Origin of the sequence: Rhizobium johnstonii 3841 (assembly GCF_000009265.1) — a bacterium.
Taxonomy (GTDB): Bacteria; Pseudomonadota; Alphaproteobacteria; order Rhizobiales; family Rhizobiaceae; genus Rhizobium; species Rhizobium acaciae.
In genome coordinates this window covers 709,400-725,652 of record NC_008378.1, presented here as the reverse complement: position 1 = coordinate 725,652, position 16,253 = coordinate 709,400, and the positions used below count along the sequence as shown (strand labels likewise).

At 61.3% G+C, this 16,253-nt stretch carries 15 protein-coding genes; 11 read left to right on the top strand and 4 right to left on the bottom strand.

From position 1 onward, the window contains the following. The first annotated feature begins 96 nt into the window (after positions 1-96). The 5 genes from RL_RS36280 (at position 97) to RL_RS36260 (ending at position 4,847) form a co-directional block, all read left to right on the top strand. Positions 97-675 (top strand): isochorismatase family protein, encoded by a 579-nt coding sequence (locus RL_RS36280; protein ID WP_011649427.1) that lies wholly within the window; start codon positions 97-99, stop codon positions 673-675. Continuing rightward, complete coding sequence (locus RL_RS36275) at positions 672-1,682, top strand: GlxA family transcriptional regulator (RefSeq protein WP_011649426.1); 1,011 nt, start codon at positions 672-674, stop codon at positions 1,680-1,682. The genes RL_RS36280 and RL_RS36275 overlap by 4 nt, the downstream gene beginning before the upstream one ends. A 344-nt stretch (positions 1,683-2,026) precedes the next feature. Continuing rightward, a complete protein-coding gene (locus RL_RS36270; protein ID WP_011649425.1) occupies positions 2,027-3,040 on the top strand; it encodes an ABC transporter substrate-binding protein in 1,014 nt (337 codons plus the stop codon). Between the two features lie 95 nt (positions 3,041-3,135). Next, the gene (locus RL_RS36265) at positions 3,136-3,954 is read left to right on the top strand and encodes an ABC transporter ATP-binding protein (RefSeq protein WP_041937062.1); all 819 of its coding nucleotides are present in this window, start codon (positions 3,136-3,138) and stop codon (positions 3,952-3,954) included. An 11-nt stretch (positions 3,955-3,965) separates the two neighbouring features. Further along, the gene (locus RL_RS36260) at positions 3,966-4,847 is read left to right on the top strand and encodes an ABC transporter permease (RefSeq protein WP_011649423.1); all 882 of its coding nucleotides are present in this window, start codon (positions 3,966-3,968) and stop codon (positions 4,845-4,847) included. An 81-nt stretch (positions 4,848-4,928) separates the two neighbouring features. On the opposite strand, the gene RL_RS36255 is transcribed toward RL_RS36260, so the two are convergent. The 4 genes from RL_RS36255 to RL_RS36240 all read right to left on the bottom strand — a co-directional run bounded on the left by RL_RS36255 (position 4,929) and on the right by RL_RS36240 (position 9,864). Next, positions 4,929-6,329, bottom strand: a complete 1,401-nt coding sequence (locus RL_RS36255; RefSeq protein ID WP_041937028.1) for a sensor histidine kinase — start codon at positions 6,327-6,329, stop codon at positions 4,929-4,931. Then, a complete protein-coding gene (locus RL_RS36250; protein WP_011649421.1) occupies positions 6,319-6,987 on the bottom strand; it encodes a response regulator in 669 nt (222 codons plus the stop codon). The genes RL_RS36255 and RL_RS36250 overlap by 11 nt, the downstream gene beginning before the upstream one ends. A 95-nt stretch (positions 6,988-7,082) precedes the next feature. After that, positions 7,083-7,943 carry a carbohydrate-binding protein gene (locus tag RL_RS36245; RefSeq protein ID WP_011649420.1) on the bottom strand — a complete coding sequence of 287 codons (861 nt, stop codon included), beginning with the start codon at positions 7,941-7,943 and terminating at the stop codon, positions 7,083-7,085. 124 nt (positions 7,944-8,067) lie between these two features. Next, positions 8,068-9,864, bottom strand: a complete 1,797-nt coding sequence (locus RL_RS36240) for a heparinase II/III domain-containing protein (RefSeq protein ID WP_011649419.1) — start codon at positions 9,862-9,864, stop codon at positions 8,068-8,070. Positions 9,865-9,995: 131 nt separating this feature from the next. Between RL_RS36240 and RL_RS36235 the strand changes: the two genes are divergently transcribed. Genes RL_RS36235 through RL_RS36210 form a run of 6 tightly spaced genes read left to right on the top strand, consistent with a single transcriptional unit; the run spans position 9,996 to position 16,178 of the window. Then, positions 9,996-10,982 carry a carbohydrate ABC transporter permease gene (locus RL_RS36235; protein WP_017991455.1) on the top strand — a complete coding sequence of 329 codons (987 nt, stop codon included), beginning with the start codon at positions 9,996-9,998 and terminating at the stop codon, positions 10,980-10,982. Then, positions 10,979-11,815: a carbohydrate ABC transporter permease gene (locus RL_RS36230; RefSeq protein WP_011649417.1), complete on the top strand. Its 837-nt coding sequence runs from the start codon at positions 10,979-10,981 to the stop codon at positions 11,813-11,815. The genes RL_RS36235 and RL_RS36230 overlap by 4 nt, the downstream gene beginning before the upstream one ends. A gap of 4 nt (positions 11,816-11,819) precedes the next feature. Beyond that, entirely contained in the window at positions 11,820-12,992 is a 1,173-nt protein-coding gene (locus RL_RS36225; RefSeq protein ID WP_011649416.1) for a glycoside hydrolase family 88 protein, read from the top strand. Between the two features lie 15 nt (positions 12,993-13,007). After that, entirely contained in the window at positions 13,008-14,117 is a 1,110-nt protein-coding gene (locus tag RL_RS36220) for an ABC transporter ATP-binding protein (protein ID WP_011649415.1), read from the top strand. 20 nt (positions 14,118-14,137) lie between these two features. Next, positions 14,138-14,863 carry a DUF624 domain-containing protein gene (locus tag RL_RS36215; RefSeq protein WP_011649414.1) on the top strand — a complete coding sequence of 242 codons (726 nt, stop codon included), beginning with the start codon at positions 14,138-14,140 and terminating at the stop codon, positions 14,861-14,863. A gap of 40 nt (positions 14,864-14,903) precedes the next feature. Then, complete coding sequence (locus RL_RS36210; protein ID WP_041937027.1) at positions 14,904-16,178, top strand: ABC transporter substrate-binding protein; 1,275 nt, start codon at positions 14,904-14,906, stop codon at positions 16,176-16,178. The last annotated feature ends 75 nt before the right edge of the window (positions 16,179-16,253 follow it).

Below are 16,253 nucleotides of genomic sequence, written 5' to 3'. Positions count from 1 at the left end.
GAGCGTGGCTATTGGCGCGAATTGTCCGTTATTTGTCCGGCGCGCGCATTTTCCCCTGTCTTCAAATCGCCGAATATGACTTCATGATCAACCTGCATGGAGCAAAAAATGTCCGGCCATGATACTGTCCTTCTCGTTATCGACGCTCAGGAGTCCTTCAGACACCGCGATTACTGGGATGAAAACCTCGCTTCCGCCTATATCGACCGTCAGCAGACTCTGATCGACGGCGCGCAAGTCGATGGAATACCCATCATCCAGATCTTCCATGTCGATGAAAACGGTCCGTTCTCGGAAGCATCCGGGTTCGTCAGCACACTCGCCCCGCTCAGGATCGCTCCCAAGGCGACGTTCAGGAAGAACCGCCATAGCGCCCTGGTTGGTTCCGGTCTCGACGTGTGGCTGACCGAGAACGGCGTCCGCCGTATCCTCGTCTCCGGCATCCGCACCGAACAGTGCTGCGAGACCACGACCCGCCATGCCTCGGATCTCGGCTATCAAGTCGACTATGTCGGCGAAGCGACCCTGACCTTTCCAATGACCGACGTCACAGGACGCACCTGGAGCGCGAGGGAAATCCGGGACCGGACCGAACTGGTCCTGTCGGGCCGTTTCGCTCGGATCGCGACCGTCGAACAGGCCTTGGCCGGGCGCGAAAAATCGCTCGCCGCATGACCGACGCCGCGCAGCCCTTCGATATCCCGGTCTTCGTCGTCGTGCCGCCGCGCGTGCTGCTGCTCGACGTGGCCGGCCCGATCGAAGTGCTGCGCAAGGCGAACCTCGAACAGCACACGGTGCGTTTTACCGTGACCTATATCGGCCCATCGGCGACGGTCGGCAGCTCGATCGGTCTTGCCGTTACGGGCGTCGCCGCGTTACCCGAGCGCTTGCCCGATAACGCGCTTGTCGTCATTGCCGGCAGCGCCGATGCCCCGATGGATAACAACCGCCCGTGGGACGAACAGGAACGCGCCGAGCAGGCTGCCATCGTCGCATGGCTGAAGCGCGCCATTCTTCCGGGAATTCGTCTGGTCTCGATCTGCTCGGGCGCATTGCTCGCTGCCGAAGCAGGCATGCTCGACGGCCGCGACTGCACCACCCACCACGCCTGCATAGAGGATCTGGTGAGACTCGCACCCACCGCGCGCGTCCGGGACAACCGGCTCTATGTCGAGGATGGAGACCGCCTCACCAGCGCCGGCATCACCGCCGGCATAGATCTCATGCTGCATATCGTTGCCGAAGCGGCGGGACATGCCTGCGCGCTTGCGGTTGCGCGATATCTTGTCGTCTATCTCAGGCGCGGCGGCTCGGATCCGCAGCTTTCGCCCTGGCTCGAAGGTCGCAACCATATCCACCCGGTCATTCACCGCGCGCAGGATGCGGTGGTCGCCAACCCCTCTCAGGATTGGTCGGTCGCCTCGCTCGCGCGCCTCAGCGGTGCCAGCCCGCGCAACCTTTCACGGCTGTTCAACGAGCAGACGGGCATGAGCGTTACGGATTTCGTCAACCTTATGCGCGTGGCTCTTGCCCGCGAGATGCTCGCCGGTTCACGGCTGGACATGGAGGCCGTCGCGATGCGCGCCGGCTTCGGCTCGGCGCGGCAGCTCCGCCGCGCCTGGAACCGCCTTAATGACGGCCCGCCGAGCGCGGCACGGTCAAGGCTGCCCGTCGGTTCATAGACTGCTCGCCGCCGGCCGCCAGATCGGGATCACGGTCGCGGACATATTCTCTCGCAATTTTCACGTTGAAGCGCTTGCCGCGATGGTTGCCGCATGCGCTCGGAAAGAGATCCGTCTGGGAAATACATCTGTGGAAGCGACGGCGCATCTGGCTTAAGAAATGACTGTGCGCCCGTTGCTCCCGCGATGAGGGATGCATGGATGGAATTCGACGGGCTGCTTACCCATCCGCGACTGAAAGCTAGTTGAAAGCTTCGACGTCATAGGAAGGGGCAGCATCGTGGAGGAGACACGGGTCAAGGTGGCGAGACGACGATGCTAGCAAACCACAGGAGGAGATTTCCATGCGTTCTTCACGCAGCCTTTTTCACACCGTCGCTTTTTCGGCGCTTCTCGCCGCAGCATCTTTCGCGACCAGCGCCGCACATGCGGCCGATAAGATCACCATCATGGTCGGCGGCTATGAAAAGCAGATCTATCTGCCCGCCAAGCTTGCCGAATCGCTCGGATATTTCAAGGACGAGGGTCTCGACGTCGAACTCCTGAACGAAGCTGCCGGCGTCGATGCCGAAAACCAGCTTCTGGCCGGCGCCGTCCAGGGCGTGGTCGGCTTCTACGACCATTGCGTGGACCTGCAGGCCAAAGGCAAATTCGTCGAATCCATCGTCCAGTTCAGCCAGGCGCCGGGCGAAGTCGAGATGGTTTCGAGCAAGTATCCTGACATCAAATCTCCAGCCGACTTCAAAGGTAAGACCCTCGGCGTCACCGGTCTCGGCTCGTCCACCAACTTCCTGACCCTCTTCATGGCCTCGAAGGCCGGCCTGAAGCCCGGCGACGTCGTGACGGTTCCAGTCGGCGCCGGTGGCACCTTCATCGCGGCCATGCAACAGGATCAGATCCAGGCCGGCATGACGACCGAGCCGACGATCTCGCGCATGATCAAGACCGGCGAGGCAAGCGTGCTTGTCGATATGCGCACGGTCGAGTCGACCCGCCAGGCGCTCGGTGGCACCTATCCGGCCGCCTCGCTCTACATGGAAGCCTCCTGGGTCGACGCGCACAAGGAAGAGGCACAGAAGCTCGCCAACGCCTTCGTCAAGACGCTGCGCTACATCAACACGCATTCCGCCGCCGAGATCGCGGACAAGATGCCGAAGGACTTCTACGTCGGCGACAAGGACGGCTACATCAAGGCTCTCGACGACGGCAAGGGCATGTTCACACCCGATGGCGTCATGCCGGAAGACGGTCCGAAGACCGTACTTGCCGTGCTCTCGGAGTTCTCCAAGAACGTCAAGGGCAAGCAGATCGACCTTTCCAAGACCTACACGACGGAATTCGTCAAGAACGTCAAGTAAGGCGTCGCATCGCTTCCGGCTCCAGCCGGAAGCGACCTCCCGATCGATCCATGGGCATTGCGTGCACGCGCCCAAAGCACGCCTCAGGTATCATCATGCAAAATGACAAGAACCAGATCCCGGCGATCGAGCTGATCAACGTCAGCCGCCGCTTCGTCTCACCCACCGGCAAGTCCCTTACGGCCTTGCGCGATTTCAACATGACGGTCGCCCGCGGAGAGTTTGTCGCCGTCGTCGGCCCCACCGGATGCGGCAAATCGACGACGCTCAACCTCGTGACGGGTCTCGCACGCCCGAGTGCCGGTGAAGTCCGGTTGATGGGCGGACCGATCACCGGCATTGACCCGCGTGTCGGCTTCGCATTTCAGACCGACGCACTCTTTCCCTGGAAGAACGTCATCGACAACGTCATGGCCGGTCCGCTGTTTCGGGGCAAGTCGCGCACTGAAGCGGAAAAGAGCGCACGCGACTGGCTGGCCCGCGTCGGCCTTTCGAAGTTTGTGCATCATTATCCCCACCAGCTTTCTGGCGGCATGCGCAAGCGCGTCTCCCTGGCACAGACCTTCATCAACGAGCCGGAGATTCTGCTGATGGACGAGCCGTTTTCGGCTCTTGACGTGCAGACCCGCACCGTCATGCATGAAGAACTCCTGAAGCTGTGGGCGGAGCGCAAGGCTTCGGTGGTGTTCGTGACCCACGACCTCGAAGAGGCCGTCGCGCTCGCCGACAAGGTCTATGTCCTGACCGCCGGCCCCGCGACGGTAAAGTCGGTCTACACGATCGATCTCCCCCGTCCGCGCGTCGTGAAGGAAATCCGCTACGAGCAGAGCTTCATCGACTATTGCAAGACGATCTGGGAGGACCTCCGCGAGGAGGTGGAGACCAGCTACCGCCGCGCGAGCGAAGCGGCCTGAGGGAGGATATCATGGCACACATCACACTTGAGGCCGGTTCGGCCACCATGTTTCGGCCGGGCACCTCGGACACGGAAATCGAGGCATCGGCGCTGAAGACAATGCGCCGGCGCAAAACGCTGGTGCGCTTTTGGCAGATCGCCATCCTGGTCTTCGTGATCGGCATGTGGGAGCTGTCCTCAAACATGCAATGGATCGATCCGTTCTTCTATTCGAGCCCGAGCGGCGTCGTTCAGCGCCTCTACGAATGGGCAACCGAAGGCACCACGGAAGGTTCGCTCTGGTATAATCTATGGGTGACGATGGAGGAGGCCTTGATCGGCTTCTTCGCGGGTTCGATCACCGGCGTCTTCGTCGGCATCGGTCTTGGCCGCAACCGCTTCCTGTCGGACATCTTCTCCGTCTATATCAAGGCGATCAATTCGATACCGCGCGTCGTTCTCGCCCCCATCTTCATCATGATCATGGGTCTCGGCCTGCCTTCCAAGGTTGCTCTCGCCTTCATCATGGTGTTCTTCGTCGTCTTTGCAAACGCCTTCCAGGGTGTGCGCGAGGCCGACCGCAATATGATCGCCAACGCCCGCATTCTCGGCGCCTCGGACTGGCAGGTCACCCGCACGGTGGTCATTCCCTCGGCGATGAGCTGGATCTTCGCCAGTCTGCACGTGTCCTTTGGTTTCGCGATCATCGGCGCAATCGTCGGCGAATTCGTCGGCGCCCGCTTTGGGATCGGTCAGCTCATCTCGATCGCCAAGGGTACCTTCGATGCGGCCGGCATGTTCGCGGCCATCCTCCTCGTCATGGTCGTCACGCTTTTTGCCGAATACATCATGACATTGATCGAGAACCGCCTGGCGAAATGGCGTCCGCAGCAGCACCTCGATACCCAGTGATCCAATCGACCTCCTCCCAAGGTGGATCGAACAGAAGGCCGGGTGCATGCCCGGCCTTCTTTTCACTTGATGCACTTAGGTCTAAGCGAGCGGCAGCCGCACCGTCACGACGAGCCCACCGCCTTCCGCATCTTCGAGCGAGACTGAACCTCCAGCGCCTTCGACAACCTCCCGAACGATCGCAAGTCCCAGACCGCTCCCCTCGCCTTCGATCCCTATGACCCGGTAGAATCGTTCGAAAACCTGCTCACGCTCCCCGCTTGGAATACCCGGCCCGTTGTCCTCGACGGTCACCACGGCGTTGCCGTCCGCCTGCCCGACGGCGACGGTCACCCGTCCATTCGGGCGGGTATAGCGGATCGCATTGTCTATGAGGTTGACCAACATCTCGCGCAACATCGTCGCGTCGCCGTCGACAATGACAGGGCGCACTGCTTCCAGGCCGACGTCGATGTTGCGCTTGAGCGCCTCTTCGGCATGCGATTCCAGGATCTCGCGGGCAGCCTTCGTAAGGTCGGTCGCATCGCTGCGCGGGCGCCGACTTCCGGGCTCGGCCCGCGACAAGGTAAGTAGCTGGCTGGCGAGACGCGAAATCTGCTTCGTGCTGGTGCGAAGGGCGAAAAGCGCCTCGTCGCGGCGAGCTGCATCGGCTTCGCGGGCCGCCACGCTCGCCTGGGTCGAAATTAGCGCCAGGGGGGTTCGCAGTTGATGCGCAGCATTCGATACGAACCGTCGCTGCGCGGCCATCTGGTTCTGGACGCGCTCCATGTAGTCGTTCAGGGCGTGAACGAGCGGCTGCAGTTCGCTCTGTACCATCTCCGGCGGCAGCGGATCGAGACGGTTGCGCCCGCGCTGGCGCAGAGCGTCCCGCAGTCTCAGCGCAGGGGCCAGGCCCCGTTGGAGCCCAAGGATGGTCACCAGGCTTGCGACGAAGACGAGCACGAACTGCTTCGAAAAGTCCGAGAGCCACAATTGCCTTCGCATCGCATACTGGCTGTTATGCGTAACGGCGACGGTGACGGAGATCGCGCCGTCATCGGGAAGGCCGACGACGGGATGATCGAGCATCAGGACGCGCACATCGGCACCGTGGAACGCACGATCCTCACCGGTCCGCTGGACGGCCGGCAACGGCAGGTCGGGAAAGCCGCTGACCAGACTGCCCCATGCGGTGATGACCTGATAAGACACCCCGTCGCCGAAGCCCGTATCAAACATCTCCAGCGCGGAAGGCGGTACGTCCACCTGAACGTTGCCGCCCTCATCGACGCGGACGGCTTCGGCAATGACGCGGGCCGATGCCAGAAGTGTTCGATCCGTCACCAGCTTTGCTGTGGCGTCAGCCGTCCAGAAGCTGTCGTAAAGATTGAAGCCGATCGCCCCTAACAGGGTCAGCAGCACCCAGCAGAGCAGCTGCACCCTCAGGCTCTGGCTGAGCCGCGCGATCGTCGCGCCCACCTTGGTGACGAGGCTATTGGACATGTCTGAGGAGATAACCAAGTCCGCGCAACGTGGCAATTTGAACCGAACTGCTCTCGAGTTTCTTTCGCAGCCGGTGGACGTAGATTTCGATGGCGCTCGGATCCGCCTCGTCGTCGAAACCGAACACACTTTCAGAAAGGGCGGCTTTCGAGACTGTGTTGCCAAGCTTCATGACGAGCTGCTCAAGCACGGCATATTCGCGCGGCGTCAGTTGCAGCAACTCGTCGGCGACAAAAAACTGCCGCGTCCCGCCGGAGAAACGCAGGTTGCCGACGGTGATTTCGGATGATGCCCGGTCCTGTCCGCGGCGGACCACTGCACGAATCCTCGCTTCGAGCTCGGCGATTTCGAAGGGTTTGGCGAGATAGTCGTCGGCACCGCTGTCAAGCCCTGCAACACGGCCGTCCAGGCTCGCATTGGCGGTCAAGATGATGACCGGCAGCTTGTTTCCGGACTGCCGCAATCGCTTCAACAGCGTCAATCCGTCGAGCTTGGGCAGCGCCAGGTCGAGGATCATCGCCGAATACTCCGCCACCTTGAGCATATGCTCCGCGTCCTCGCCGTCATGGGCAATGTCGATAGCGTATTGCGCCTGTCGCAGGGCTTTACCCAGCCAGGCCGCCAGATCCTTGTTGTCCTCCACCACAAGCAGTCGCATCCGACCTCCTTAGCATGGGCAGGCGGTCCGGCGGAAGCGCGACACGGTTTCCACAGCTGATGCTTGGCCTCTGTTCAGAAGGAGATGCGATCACCCTAAGCGTCGTCAACGAGCGCGCCCGTCGGCGCTTCCGGAATGGTCTTCGACCGCAACCGCGACGTCCCGGTCTCCGGCGCCTCCGTTCCCCAGATTTCGATCTGGGTCAGCGCCGGATAGGGCGAGGCGTCCTCGGCCTTGATCAGGCCGTGCAGTTCCACCCATTCGATGATGCAGGGCTCTATGGGAAAGGCCTGGGCGGCGCCTGATTTCACCAGCGGAAAGCAGGAGGTCTTGCCGTTCGAGAAAGTGACGCTGGCCTCCTCCCACCAGGAATCGTGCGGAAAGTCGGCCCGGAGATAGAAAACGATCTCGTCGATCCTGACCGGCCTGCCGAATTCCACCGTCAGTGCTGCTTGCGGATCGCGATTGATGCCCCAGCTCGTATAGGGCCAGAAGCCGTGATCATCGTTGGCCTTTTCGCCGTCGATCGCGTTGCGCGCCGCAAAGACCGCTTCGCCCCGGGTCTCGACATTGGCGCGCGCATGCGGAAACAGAGCCCGATTGGCGTGATCGTCCCAGGGGTTCAGGGCGAGATTGCGCCGATGGACAATCTCGTCAGGGCGCGTGCTTCGCGCTGAGAGCCGGTGGATATCGCCCCTGAAGGCATTCGGCGAATAGGGCTTGCGCTTGTCGCCGAAGGGCACGGCGAGCGAATAGGCGCATTCCTTCATATAGACCAGGCCGGGCTGGATCGCGCCATCAAGGGAGAGGAAGACATGCCCAGGCTCGGAGACCTCCACGACCACGCGATCGCCTTCGCGATAGCTCTGGCGATAGACCAGGAACGTCTCGTCCCGGCCTGTGGAACTCGCCAGCACCGCCCCATCGGCATCCACGATCTTCAGCGTCAATTCCATGCTCGCCCTCCCCAGAGCATGATGCCGAAAAGTGTGAGCGATTTTCGGACGGCATCATGCTCTAACTCTTTAATTTAGAACAGGATTCAGATTTCAGGCCGACCCGGCCTAAAATCATCCGGTTCTAGACGATCCGCATTTTCAGCAGCCTGCCGGCAAACGGCAGGCGCAGCCGGTAGATTTTCTCGGGCCATGCCGATCTCAGCCGGGCGTCGTCCACGACGATTTCGTCGATTTCGATCTCGCCGGCGCCCTCGACGAAAATGCTGCCGAGATCGGCCAGGTCGATCCTGTCCGGGCCGGCGGTCGGCGCCAGGCATGTCATCAGCGACAGGACCGCCGGCTTGCCGCCGTCATAGGTGTCGACGATCTCGACATGGCGGCCGCGCAGCAGGGAAACGACGCGGCGGTAGCTGTGCAGCTGCGCTTCGGGGGGATAGGCGCCCGATATATCGAGCGATATGCGCGCGCTCCCTTCGTCGAACCCAACCTCGACATCGCGCGCGCCAAAAGCTTCGCCGGCGGACTGCATGACGCCTGCGAATGTCGGCAGGTTGTGGAACGTCGACTGCATCGTCCATATCTCGTAGCGCCGCGCCGAAAAGGTCTTTGCGGTATAGGTCTCGACACCGACATCGATCAGGAACGGACGTCCGTTCTTGTAAAGCGTCACGCTTCCGACATCGTTATGATTGTGGCCTTCGCCATTGTTGCCGCCCTTGACGGCAAGCGAAAACTGCCCGTCGCGGGCGATGAACAGGCCGATGCCGGGATAGAAGATATCGCGCCCGGATGCAGGATGCGGCGGGGCGGCAGCGGGAAGCGTCGGGCCGGCCAGCAGTTCCTGCACGCGATACCAGAGGTTCCATTCCCCGGGCAGGTGCGGATTGTCTGAAGCGGCTCTGTCGGATGCCGCGAACTCAGCCAGCATCTCAGAGCCGACCGCCCGTCCGAACAGGTATTCCCGCGCGCTGCAGGGTTCGACCACAGCGGAAGAATCCGCGAAATTGAAATAGTAGCGGCCGACCACATGCATGTGAGCGATATATTCGGCCATGTTTCGGATCTTCGGCTGTTGCCAAAATCGGCCGAACAGGCCCGGCGCCACCCTATCCAGGATGGTCAAAGCACCATGCAGGCAGAGCGCGGCGTGACGGTAGTAGAGCACGCCCTCCTCGCAGGCTCCGTCCTCGGCATAGTCTTTCAGGAAGGCGTCGAGGCTGCCGAGCGCCTTTTTGACGACGGCGTGACGCGTGGGCTGACTTGTTTTCAGGGAGAAGACCGTCAACAGGACGTTCTGGCTTATCCATGCCGTCCAGTTGTTCATCCGCTCTTCGCCGCGGCCCATCCACCAGAAATGCCGGCCGAGATAGGGCGAGAGGATGCGGATCTCGATCTCGCGCTCGACGCGTGCCGTAATCTCGGGGCTGATGCCGTCGAGCTCGTCGCGAAGCAATGCGACGATGGTGGCAAGCAGGGCGGCCGTTTCGGCGGCGAAGAGATCGACGACCGGCTGCGAATTGTCGGGAAGCGGCAAGCGCGCGCCGCTTCGTTCATAGGCGTTATGCGCCGGAAGCTGCCAGCCGCTCTCCTCCGCGATCAGGAAGATGCCATCGACGATCTTCGGCAGGAAGCGCGCCTTGCCTTCAATGAGTTCACCGAGCACCAGATTGTTCAGCATCCGCCGCCGCGTGAAATAAAGCTCCTCGAAGCGCGAGCGGTTGCCCGTTGCGGTGAACTCCTGGTAGTCCGAGGCCGCAATCAGCGGCCAGGCGCGCGCAAGCGTCTCTTCGGCCTCCTGAATGACCAGATCCCGTACCGCTTGCGGCACAGTGCTCCATCGGGCGCGATCGGAGCAGACCGCCCCGGGCGTGAAATCGCCCAGCACATCCGGCAGCTCCCCTGAAATCTCGCTGAACATGTCTCTCCCCGTACCGGAAAAGCATCGATGGGTGTTTGGTCTGCATGCTCACCTATCATATGTATTTTTCGCTTTCCATAAAATTCGTATGATCTATTCAGAACTTGTTTGACCAATACCGGATATGTGCTATGTCGTTGCGGGAGGAAGAGGAGGCATCGGTGTCCCTATCGAATTCGGTCATCGCGACGGATGGTGCTCCGGCAATCCCAAGCCGAAAGGCCGCCGTCTTGTCCAAGCGCCAGCGCAGGATACGCAGCGCGCTCGTCGCCTATTCCTTCATTGCCCCGAATTTCATCGGCTTTGCCGTCTTCACGCTCGGCCCGATCCTGTTCGCCTTCGTGCTCGCCTTCATGCATTGGGACGGTTCGAATGCGATCACCTTCGCCGGGCTGGATAATTTCTGGCGGCTCTTCGATGACAAGGCCTTTATCGCGGCGTTCTGGAACACAGTCATCTATACGGTCGCCTCCGTGCCGGCGACGCTCATCTGCGCGCTCGGCCTCGCCGTTCTCCTCAATCAGAAGATCGCGGGGCGCGACTTCTTCCGCACGGCGATGTTCTTCCCTTATGTCGCCTCGCTGGTGGCCGTCGCAGTCGTCTGGAACATGATCTTCAATCCCGAAATGGGACCGGTGAACATGATCCTCTACACGCTCGGCCTCGATCCCAAGAACATGCCGGGATGGGCAGCCGATCGCCATTGGGCGATGGTGACGGTGATCCTCTTCGGCATCTGGAAGAACATGGGCTATTACATGGTCATCTACCTGGCCGGCCTGCAGGGCATCAATTCGGAGCTCTATGAGGCCGCCGATCTCGATGGCGCCAATTCCTGGCAGAAGTTCATCCATGTCACTGTGCCGCAGCTCGGGCCGACAACCTTCTTCGTCACCGTGATGCTGACGATCCAGTCCTTCAAGGTGTTCGATCAGATCTACATGATCACCCAGGGCGGGCCCGGCACCTCGACGCTCGTCCTCGTCTACCACATCTACAACGAGGCCTTCATTTCCTGGGATCTCGGCTATTCGAGCATGGTTGCGCTCGTTCTGTTCTTCCTCGTGCTCGCGGTCACCGTCTTCCAGTTCCGGCGCCAGAGGGAGGATGGCGAATGAGGATCGCAGGACGCAAGGTCACCGTCAGATCGGTCGCGATCTACGCCATCGTCATCGCCGTCACGCTCATCATGCTGATGCCCTTTGCCTGGATGCTATCGGCATCGCTGAAGCTCAGCCGCGATGTCTTCGCCTTCCCGATCGAGTGGATACCGTCCGAGCCGCAATGGCAGAACTACGTCGATATCTGGACGAAGATCCCGCTTGCGCTGTTCATCTACAACACGTCGAAGCTGACCATCATCGTCACGCTGCTGCAGCTTTTGACCTCCAGCTTTGCCGCCTACGCCTTCGCCAAGCTGAATTTCCCCTACAAGAACACCCTGTTCCTCGGCTACATCGCCACCATCGCCATGCCCTGGCAGGTCTATATGGTGCCGCAATTCCTACTGATGCGCGAATTCGGCCTCAACAACACCCATCTGGCGCTGATCTGCCTGCAGGCCTTCACCGCTTTCGGCGTCTTCCTGATGCGGCAGTTCTACATGTCGATCCCGACCGAGCTCTGCGAGGCGGCCCGCATCGACGGCATGAACGAGTATCAGATCTGGGCGCGCATCATGCTGCCGCTGTCGAAGCCCGCGCTCTCGACGCTGACGATCTTCACCTTCGTCACCACCTGGAACGATTTTCTCGGGCCGATGATCTACCTGACCAAGACCGAGCTGAAGACCGTCCAGATCGGCTTGCGCATGTTCATCTCGCAATATTCGGCCGAATACGGGCTCATCATGGCGGCCTCGGTCGTCGCCCTCATTCCGGTTCTCGTCGTCTTCCTCTCTCTCCAGCGTTTCTTCGTCGAGGGCATCGCCTCGACGGGACTGAAGGGTTAAATCCATGAACGCCGTCTCGTCCGTCGCCCCGCAGCCGATCACCGATCCGGAGGTCAAAGCCGCGCTCGATCTTGCCGTCGAGCAGATCAGGCGCAACCTCCCCCAATTCACCCATGCCTCGCAGAACCATTCGAGCGTCGGAAATTTCTATCCCGCGGTGGCGAACGACCAATGGACCGCAGGTTTCTGGCCCGGAGAGCTGTGGCTCGCTTTCGAGCACAGCGGCGAGGCGGTTTTCCGGGATGCCGCGCAGATCCAGGTCCAGTCGTTCCTGCATCGGATCGTGAACCGCATCGAGACGGACCATCACGACATGGGTTTTCTCTATTCGCCCTCCTGCATCGCCGCCTGGAAGCTCGTCGGAGACGAGGATGGCCGCAGGGCCGCCATCCTGGCCGCCGACCAGCTGATCGAGCGTTTCCAGCCCATCGGCCAGTTCATCCAGGCCTGGGGCCGCAAGGGCAAGGCGGAGGAATACCGCTACATCATCGACTGCCTGCTGAACCTGCCGCTTCTCTACTGGGCGAGCCGCGAAACCGGCGATCCGAAATACCGCGAGATCGCGCTCATTCACGCCCGCACCACACTCGCCAACTCGGTTCGGCCGGACGATTCCACCTATCACACCTTCTATATGGACCCGGTCACCGGAGCGCCGGTGCGCGGCGCCACCAAGCAGGGCTACAGGGACGACAGCGCCTGGGCGCGCGGACAGGCCTGGGCAATCGCTGGCATGGCGCTCTCCTATCGCTATGAGCGGATCGAGGAATATCGCCAAACCTTCGACCGGCTGCTCGCCTTCTATCTCAACCGGCTCCCGGCCGACATGGTGCCCTATTGGGACCTCGTCTTTTCGGACGGCGACGGCGAGCCGCGCGACAGTTCGTCGGCATCGATCACCGCCTGCGGCCTTCTGGAAATGGCAGATCTCGTCGAACCGGAACCGGCTGCACGCTATCGCATGCTGGCGCGGCGCATGGTGAAGAGCCTAGCGGATCATTATGCGGTCAAGGACTCTGCCGTCTCCAACGGCCTGGTGCTGCACGCCACCTATTCGAAGAAATCGCCGTTCAACACCTGCCGCGGCGAGGGTGTCGATGAATGCGTCTCCTGGGGAGATTATTATTACATGGAAGCTTTGACGCGCCTTTCGCGCAGCTGGTCTTCCTATTGGTGAATTCAGGAGAACTCGATGGCCAGCATTTCGCTTAAAGAGCTGAACAAGAGCTACGGTGCGCTCACCGTCGTCCACGACATCGACCTCGAGATCGCAGACAAGGAATTCATCATTCTGGTCGGCCCCTCCGGCTGCGGCAAATCGACGACGCTGCGGATGATCGCCGGCCTCGAGGAAATATCGGGAGGAGAGCTCAAGATCGGCGGCGACGTCATGAACGACGTTCCCTCCAAGGATCGGGATATCGCCATGGTCTTCCAGAACTATGCGCTCTATCCGCATATGACCGTCTACAAGAACATGGCGTTCGGCCTGCAGCTCAGGAAGGTATCGCGCGACTTCATCGACGCCCAGGTGCAGGACGCCGCCCGGATCCTCGACATCTCTCATCTCCTGAACCGCAAGCCGAAGGCGCTTTCGGGCGGGCAGCGCCAGCGCGTCGCGCTCGGCCGCGCCATGGTGCGCAATCCGGCGGTTTTCCTCCTCGACGAGCCGCTTTCCAACCTCGACGCCAAGCTGCGCGGCACGATGCGCTCCGAAATCACCAAGCTGCACAAGCGCCTCAACGCCACCTTCATCTACGTCACCCATGACCAGGTGGAGGCCATGACCATGGCGGACCGGATCGTCGTCATGAAGGACGGGCATATCCAGCAGGTCGATACGCCGCAGAACCTCTATGATCGCCCCGTCAACATGTTCGTCGCCGGCTTCATCGGCGCGCCGCAGATGAACATGCTGCCCTCGACCATTCTGCGCCGGGGCGACGGCTACGTCGCCGTCTTCGACGGCCGGGAACTGCCGCTGCCTGCTCATTTCGACAAGGGCAGGATCGCCCCCTACGAGGGCCGCGAACTGGTGCTTGGCATCCGTCCGGAGAATTTCCACGAGCTGCCGCCGGCCGACATCGCGCCCGAGAACCTGGCGCCTCTCAAGGCGGTCGTGGAGCTGGCCGAACCGATGGGCTCGGAAGTGCATCTGAACATGGTGGCAGGCGGGCGCAATCTCATCGCCCGCGTCTCGCCGCGCTACCGGCCCGATATCGGCGAAGAGGCGACGCTGGTTGCCGATATGACCAATGCCCAGCTGTTCGACAAGGAAACGGAACGCTCGATTTTATACTGAGACGCCTGCGGGAGACGGCTATGCAGTGGTTGCGGGACATGTGGACAAGGGAGGGACCGGGCATTTCGAAGGATGCTCCGAAGAGGACCGGCCTTGCCCTGTTTACCGAGATCTTCGTCCGCGAGTGGTGGGAGATGGTGAAGCTGAACATCCTCTTCATCCTGGCCGGCCTCTTCGTCGTGACGCTGCCGGCAGCGCTCGCCGCCACGGCCCGGGTCTCGGTGGCCCTCGTGGAAGACCGCAACACCTATCTGCTGCGGGACTTCACAGAAGCCTTTCTGCGCTACTTCTGGCGCGCCACCGCCTGGGGCCTGGCGCTGGCGGGCGCTCTCGCCGTCTGCCTCTATGCGATCGCAACCTATGGCGCCGGCGCGCGGGACAATCTGTTGCTGAGCGCCCCGCTGACGATCGCGCTCGTCGCCACCGCCTTCGTCGCGGTCCTCGCCTGCCATCTCTTCGTTTTGATGGTGATGCGCGATCTGCCGGCTCTCAGGCTGCTGCGCCTGGCCGCGCTCGCCTCCGTCATCCGTCCGCTCCCGGCGCTTGCAGCACTCGCCTTTACCGCCAGCCTCTGGCTGGCCCATGTCCTCTTCTATCCGGTTTCGGTGTTCATGCCGGCAACTTTCAATTTTTCACTCGGAATGTTCGCCGTCGCATTCGGCGTCCATCGGGCGGCGGTGACGGTTCTAGACCTGCCAAACGCAACACAGCCGCACCGCGAACCGCATAGACGAGACGCTTCATAAAATAACTGATCCAGAGATGATCCAGGGAAGGAGAACGGGAATGTATTTGGATAAATTCGGGGGGAAGGTGAAACTTGCCGTGGCAGGATTCACCTTGGCGGCGATGACGACCGGGGCAGCGTTTGCCCAGGACGCCGTGACGCTCAAATGGGCTTTGTGGGATTGGGACAAGACCGCCTATTACAAGCCGCTGATCGAGGCCTATCAGGCCAAACACCCTAACGTGAAGTTCGAGCCGATGGACCTCGGCTCGCAAGACTACCAGCAGATGATCTCGACGCAGCTGACGGGCGGCTCCAAGGACATCGACATCGTCACCATCAAGGATGTGCCGGGCTACACCAATCTGGTGCGCGCCGGTAACATCGCCGATCTCAGCGGCTTCGTGAAGGATCAGAAGATCGACTCGGCTCCCTTTGGCGGCCTGATCGAGGAACTGACCATCGATGGCAAGATCTACTCCCTGCCGTTCCGCTCCGACTTCTGGGTCGTCTATTACAACAAGGATATATTCGACAAAGCAGGCGTCGCCTACCCCACCAATGACATGACCTGGGCGCAGTTCGACGAGACCGCCGAGAAGCTTTCGGGCGGCATGGGCACCAACAAGACCTACGGCGCGCTTCTGCATACCTGGCGGTCGACCGTTCAGCTGCCCGGCATCCTCGACGGAAAACACACGCTTGTTGACGGCGACTATGGCTTCCTGAAGCCCTGGTACGAGAGGGCGCTGACCCTGCAGAAGGATGGCGCAATTCCCTCCTATGCCTTCCTGAAGACGTCGAACACACATTATTCGGCGCTGTTCTTCAATGGCACGATCGGCATGCTGCCGATGGGGACCTGGTTCGTCGGCACCCAGATCACCAAGGTGAAATCGGGTGAATCGAAGAGCAAGAACTGGGGCATCGTCAAGTTCCCGCATCCCGACGGTGTGGCAACAGGCACGACCGCTGCGCAGATTTCCGGCCTGGCGGTCAACGCCAATTCCGACCACAAGGATGCCGCGCTCGATTTCATCAAGTTCGTCACCGGTCCTGAGGGCGCGGCAGTCATCGCGTCGACGGGCACCTTCCCTGCGCTCAAGACGGATGATGTCAGCGCCAAGATCGCGGCAACACCCGGCTTTCCTGAGGATGCGGCCAGCATGGAGGCGCTGAAGCCGTCGAAAGCCTACCTGGAGATGGCGGTCAACCCGAACGCCGCCAAGATCGAGGTCGTACTCAACCGGGTGCATGACGCGATCATGACCGACAGCACCTCCGTCGATGACGGGCTGAAGGAAATGACCGAAGGCGTGAAGGCCATCAAGTAGGCGTCCAGAAATGTCGACGGCCGCGGGCAATATCTGCCCGCGGCCGATCCTGTTTTTCATGAATTTCGAGCCTGA

Bases quoted from the DNA above. Each gene is read 5' to 3' on its own strand.
- RL_RS36260 (WP_011649423.1), top strand. From the start codon at position 3,966: ATGGCACACATCACACTTGAGGCCGGTTCGGCCACCATGTTTCGGCCG.
- RL_RS36225 (WP_011649416.1), top strand. From the start codon at position 11,820: ATGAACGCCGTCTCGTCCGTCGCCCCGCAGCCGATCACCGATCCGGAG.
- RL_RS36245 (WP_011649420.1), bottom strand. From the start codon at position 7,943: ATGGAATTGACGCTGAAGATCGTGGATGCCGATGGGGCGGTGCTGGCG.
- RL_RS36270 (WP_011649425.1), top strand. From the start codon at position 2,027: ATGCGTTCTTCACGCAGCCTTTTTCACACCGTCGCTTTTTCGGCGCTT.
- RL_RS36220 (WP_011649415.1), top strand. From the start codon at position 13,008: ATGGCCAGCATTTCGCTTAAAGAGCTGAACAAGAGCTACGGTGCGCTC.
- RL_RS36235 (WP_017991455.1), top strand. From the start codon at position 9,996: ATGTCGTTGCGGGAGGAAGAGGAGGCATCGGTGTCCCTATCGAATTCG.
- RL_RS36280 (WP_011649427.1), top strand. From the start codon at position 97: ATGGAGCAAAAAATGTCCGGCCATGATACTGTCCTTCTCGTTATCGAC.
- RL_RS36230 (WP_011649417.1), top strand. From the start codon at position 10,979: ATGAGGATCGCAGGACGCAAGGTCACCGTCAGATCGGTCGCGATCTAC.
- RL_RS36255 (WP_041937028.1), bottom strand. From the start codon at position 6,329: ATGTCCAATAGCCTCGTCACCAAGGTGGGCGCGACGATCGCGCGGCTC.
- RL_RS36265 (WP_041937062.1), top strand. From the start codon at position 3,136: ATGCAAAATGACAAGAACCAGATCCCGGCGATCGAGCTGATCAACGTC.
- RL_RS36240 (WP_011649419.1), bottom strand. From the start codon at position 9,864: ATGTTCAGCGAGATTTCAGGGGAGCTGCCGGATGTGCTGGGCGATTTC.
- RL_RS36215 (WP_011649414.1), top strand. From the start codon at position 14,138: ATGCAGTGGTTGCGGGACATGTGGACAAGGGAGGGACCGGGCATTTCG.
- RL_RS36210 (WP_041937027.1), top strand. From the start codon at position 14,904: ATGTATTTGGATAAATTCGGGGGGAAGGTGAAACTTGCCGTGGCAGGA.
- RL_RS36275 (WP_011649426.1), top strand. From the start codon at position 672: ATGACCGACGCCGCGCAGCCCTTCGATATCCCGGTCTTCGTCGTCGTG.
- RL_RS36250 (WP_011649421.1), bottom strand. From the start codon at position 6,987: ATGCGACTGCTTGTGGTGGAGGACAACAAGGATCTGGCGGCCTGGCTG.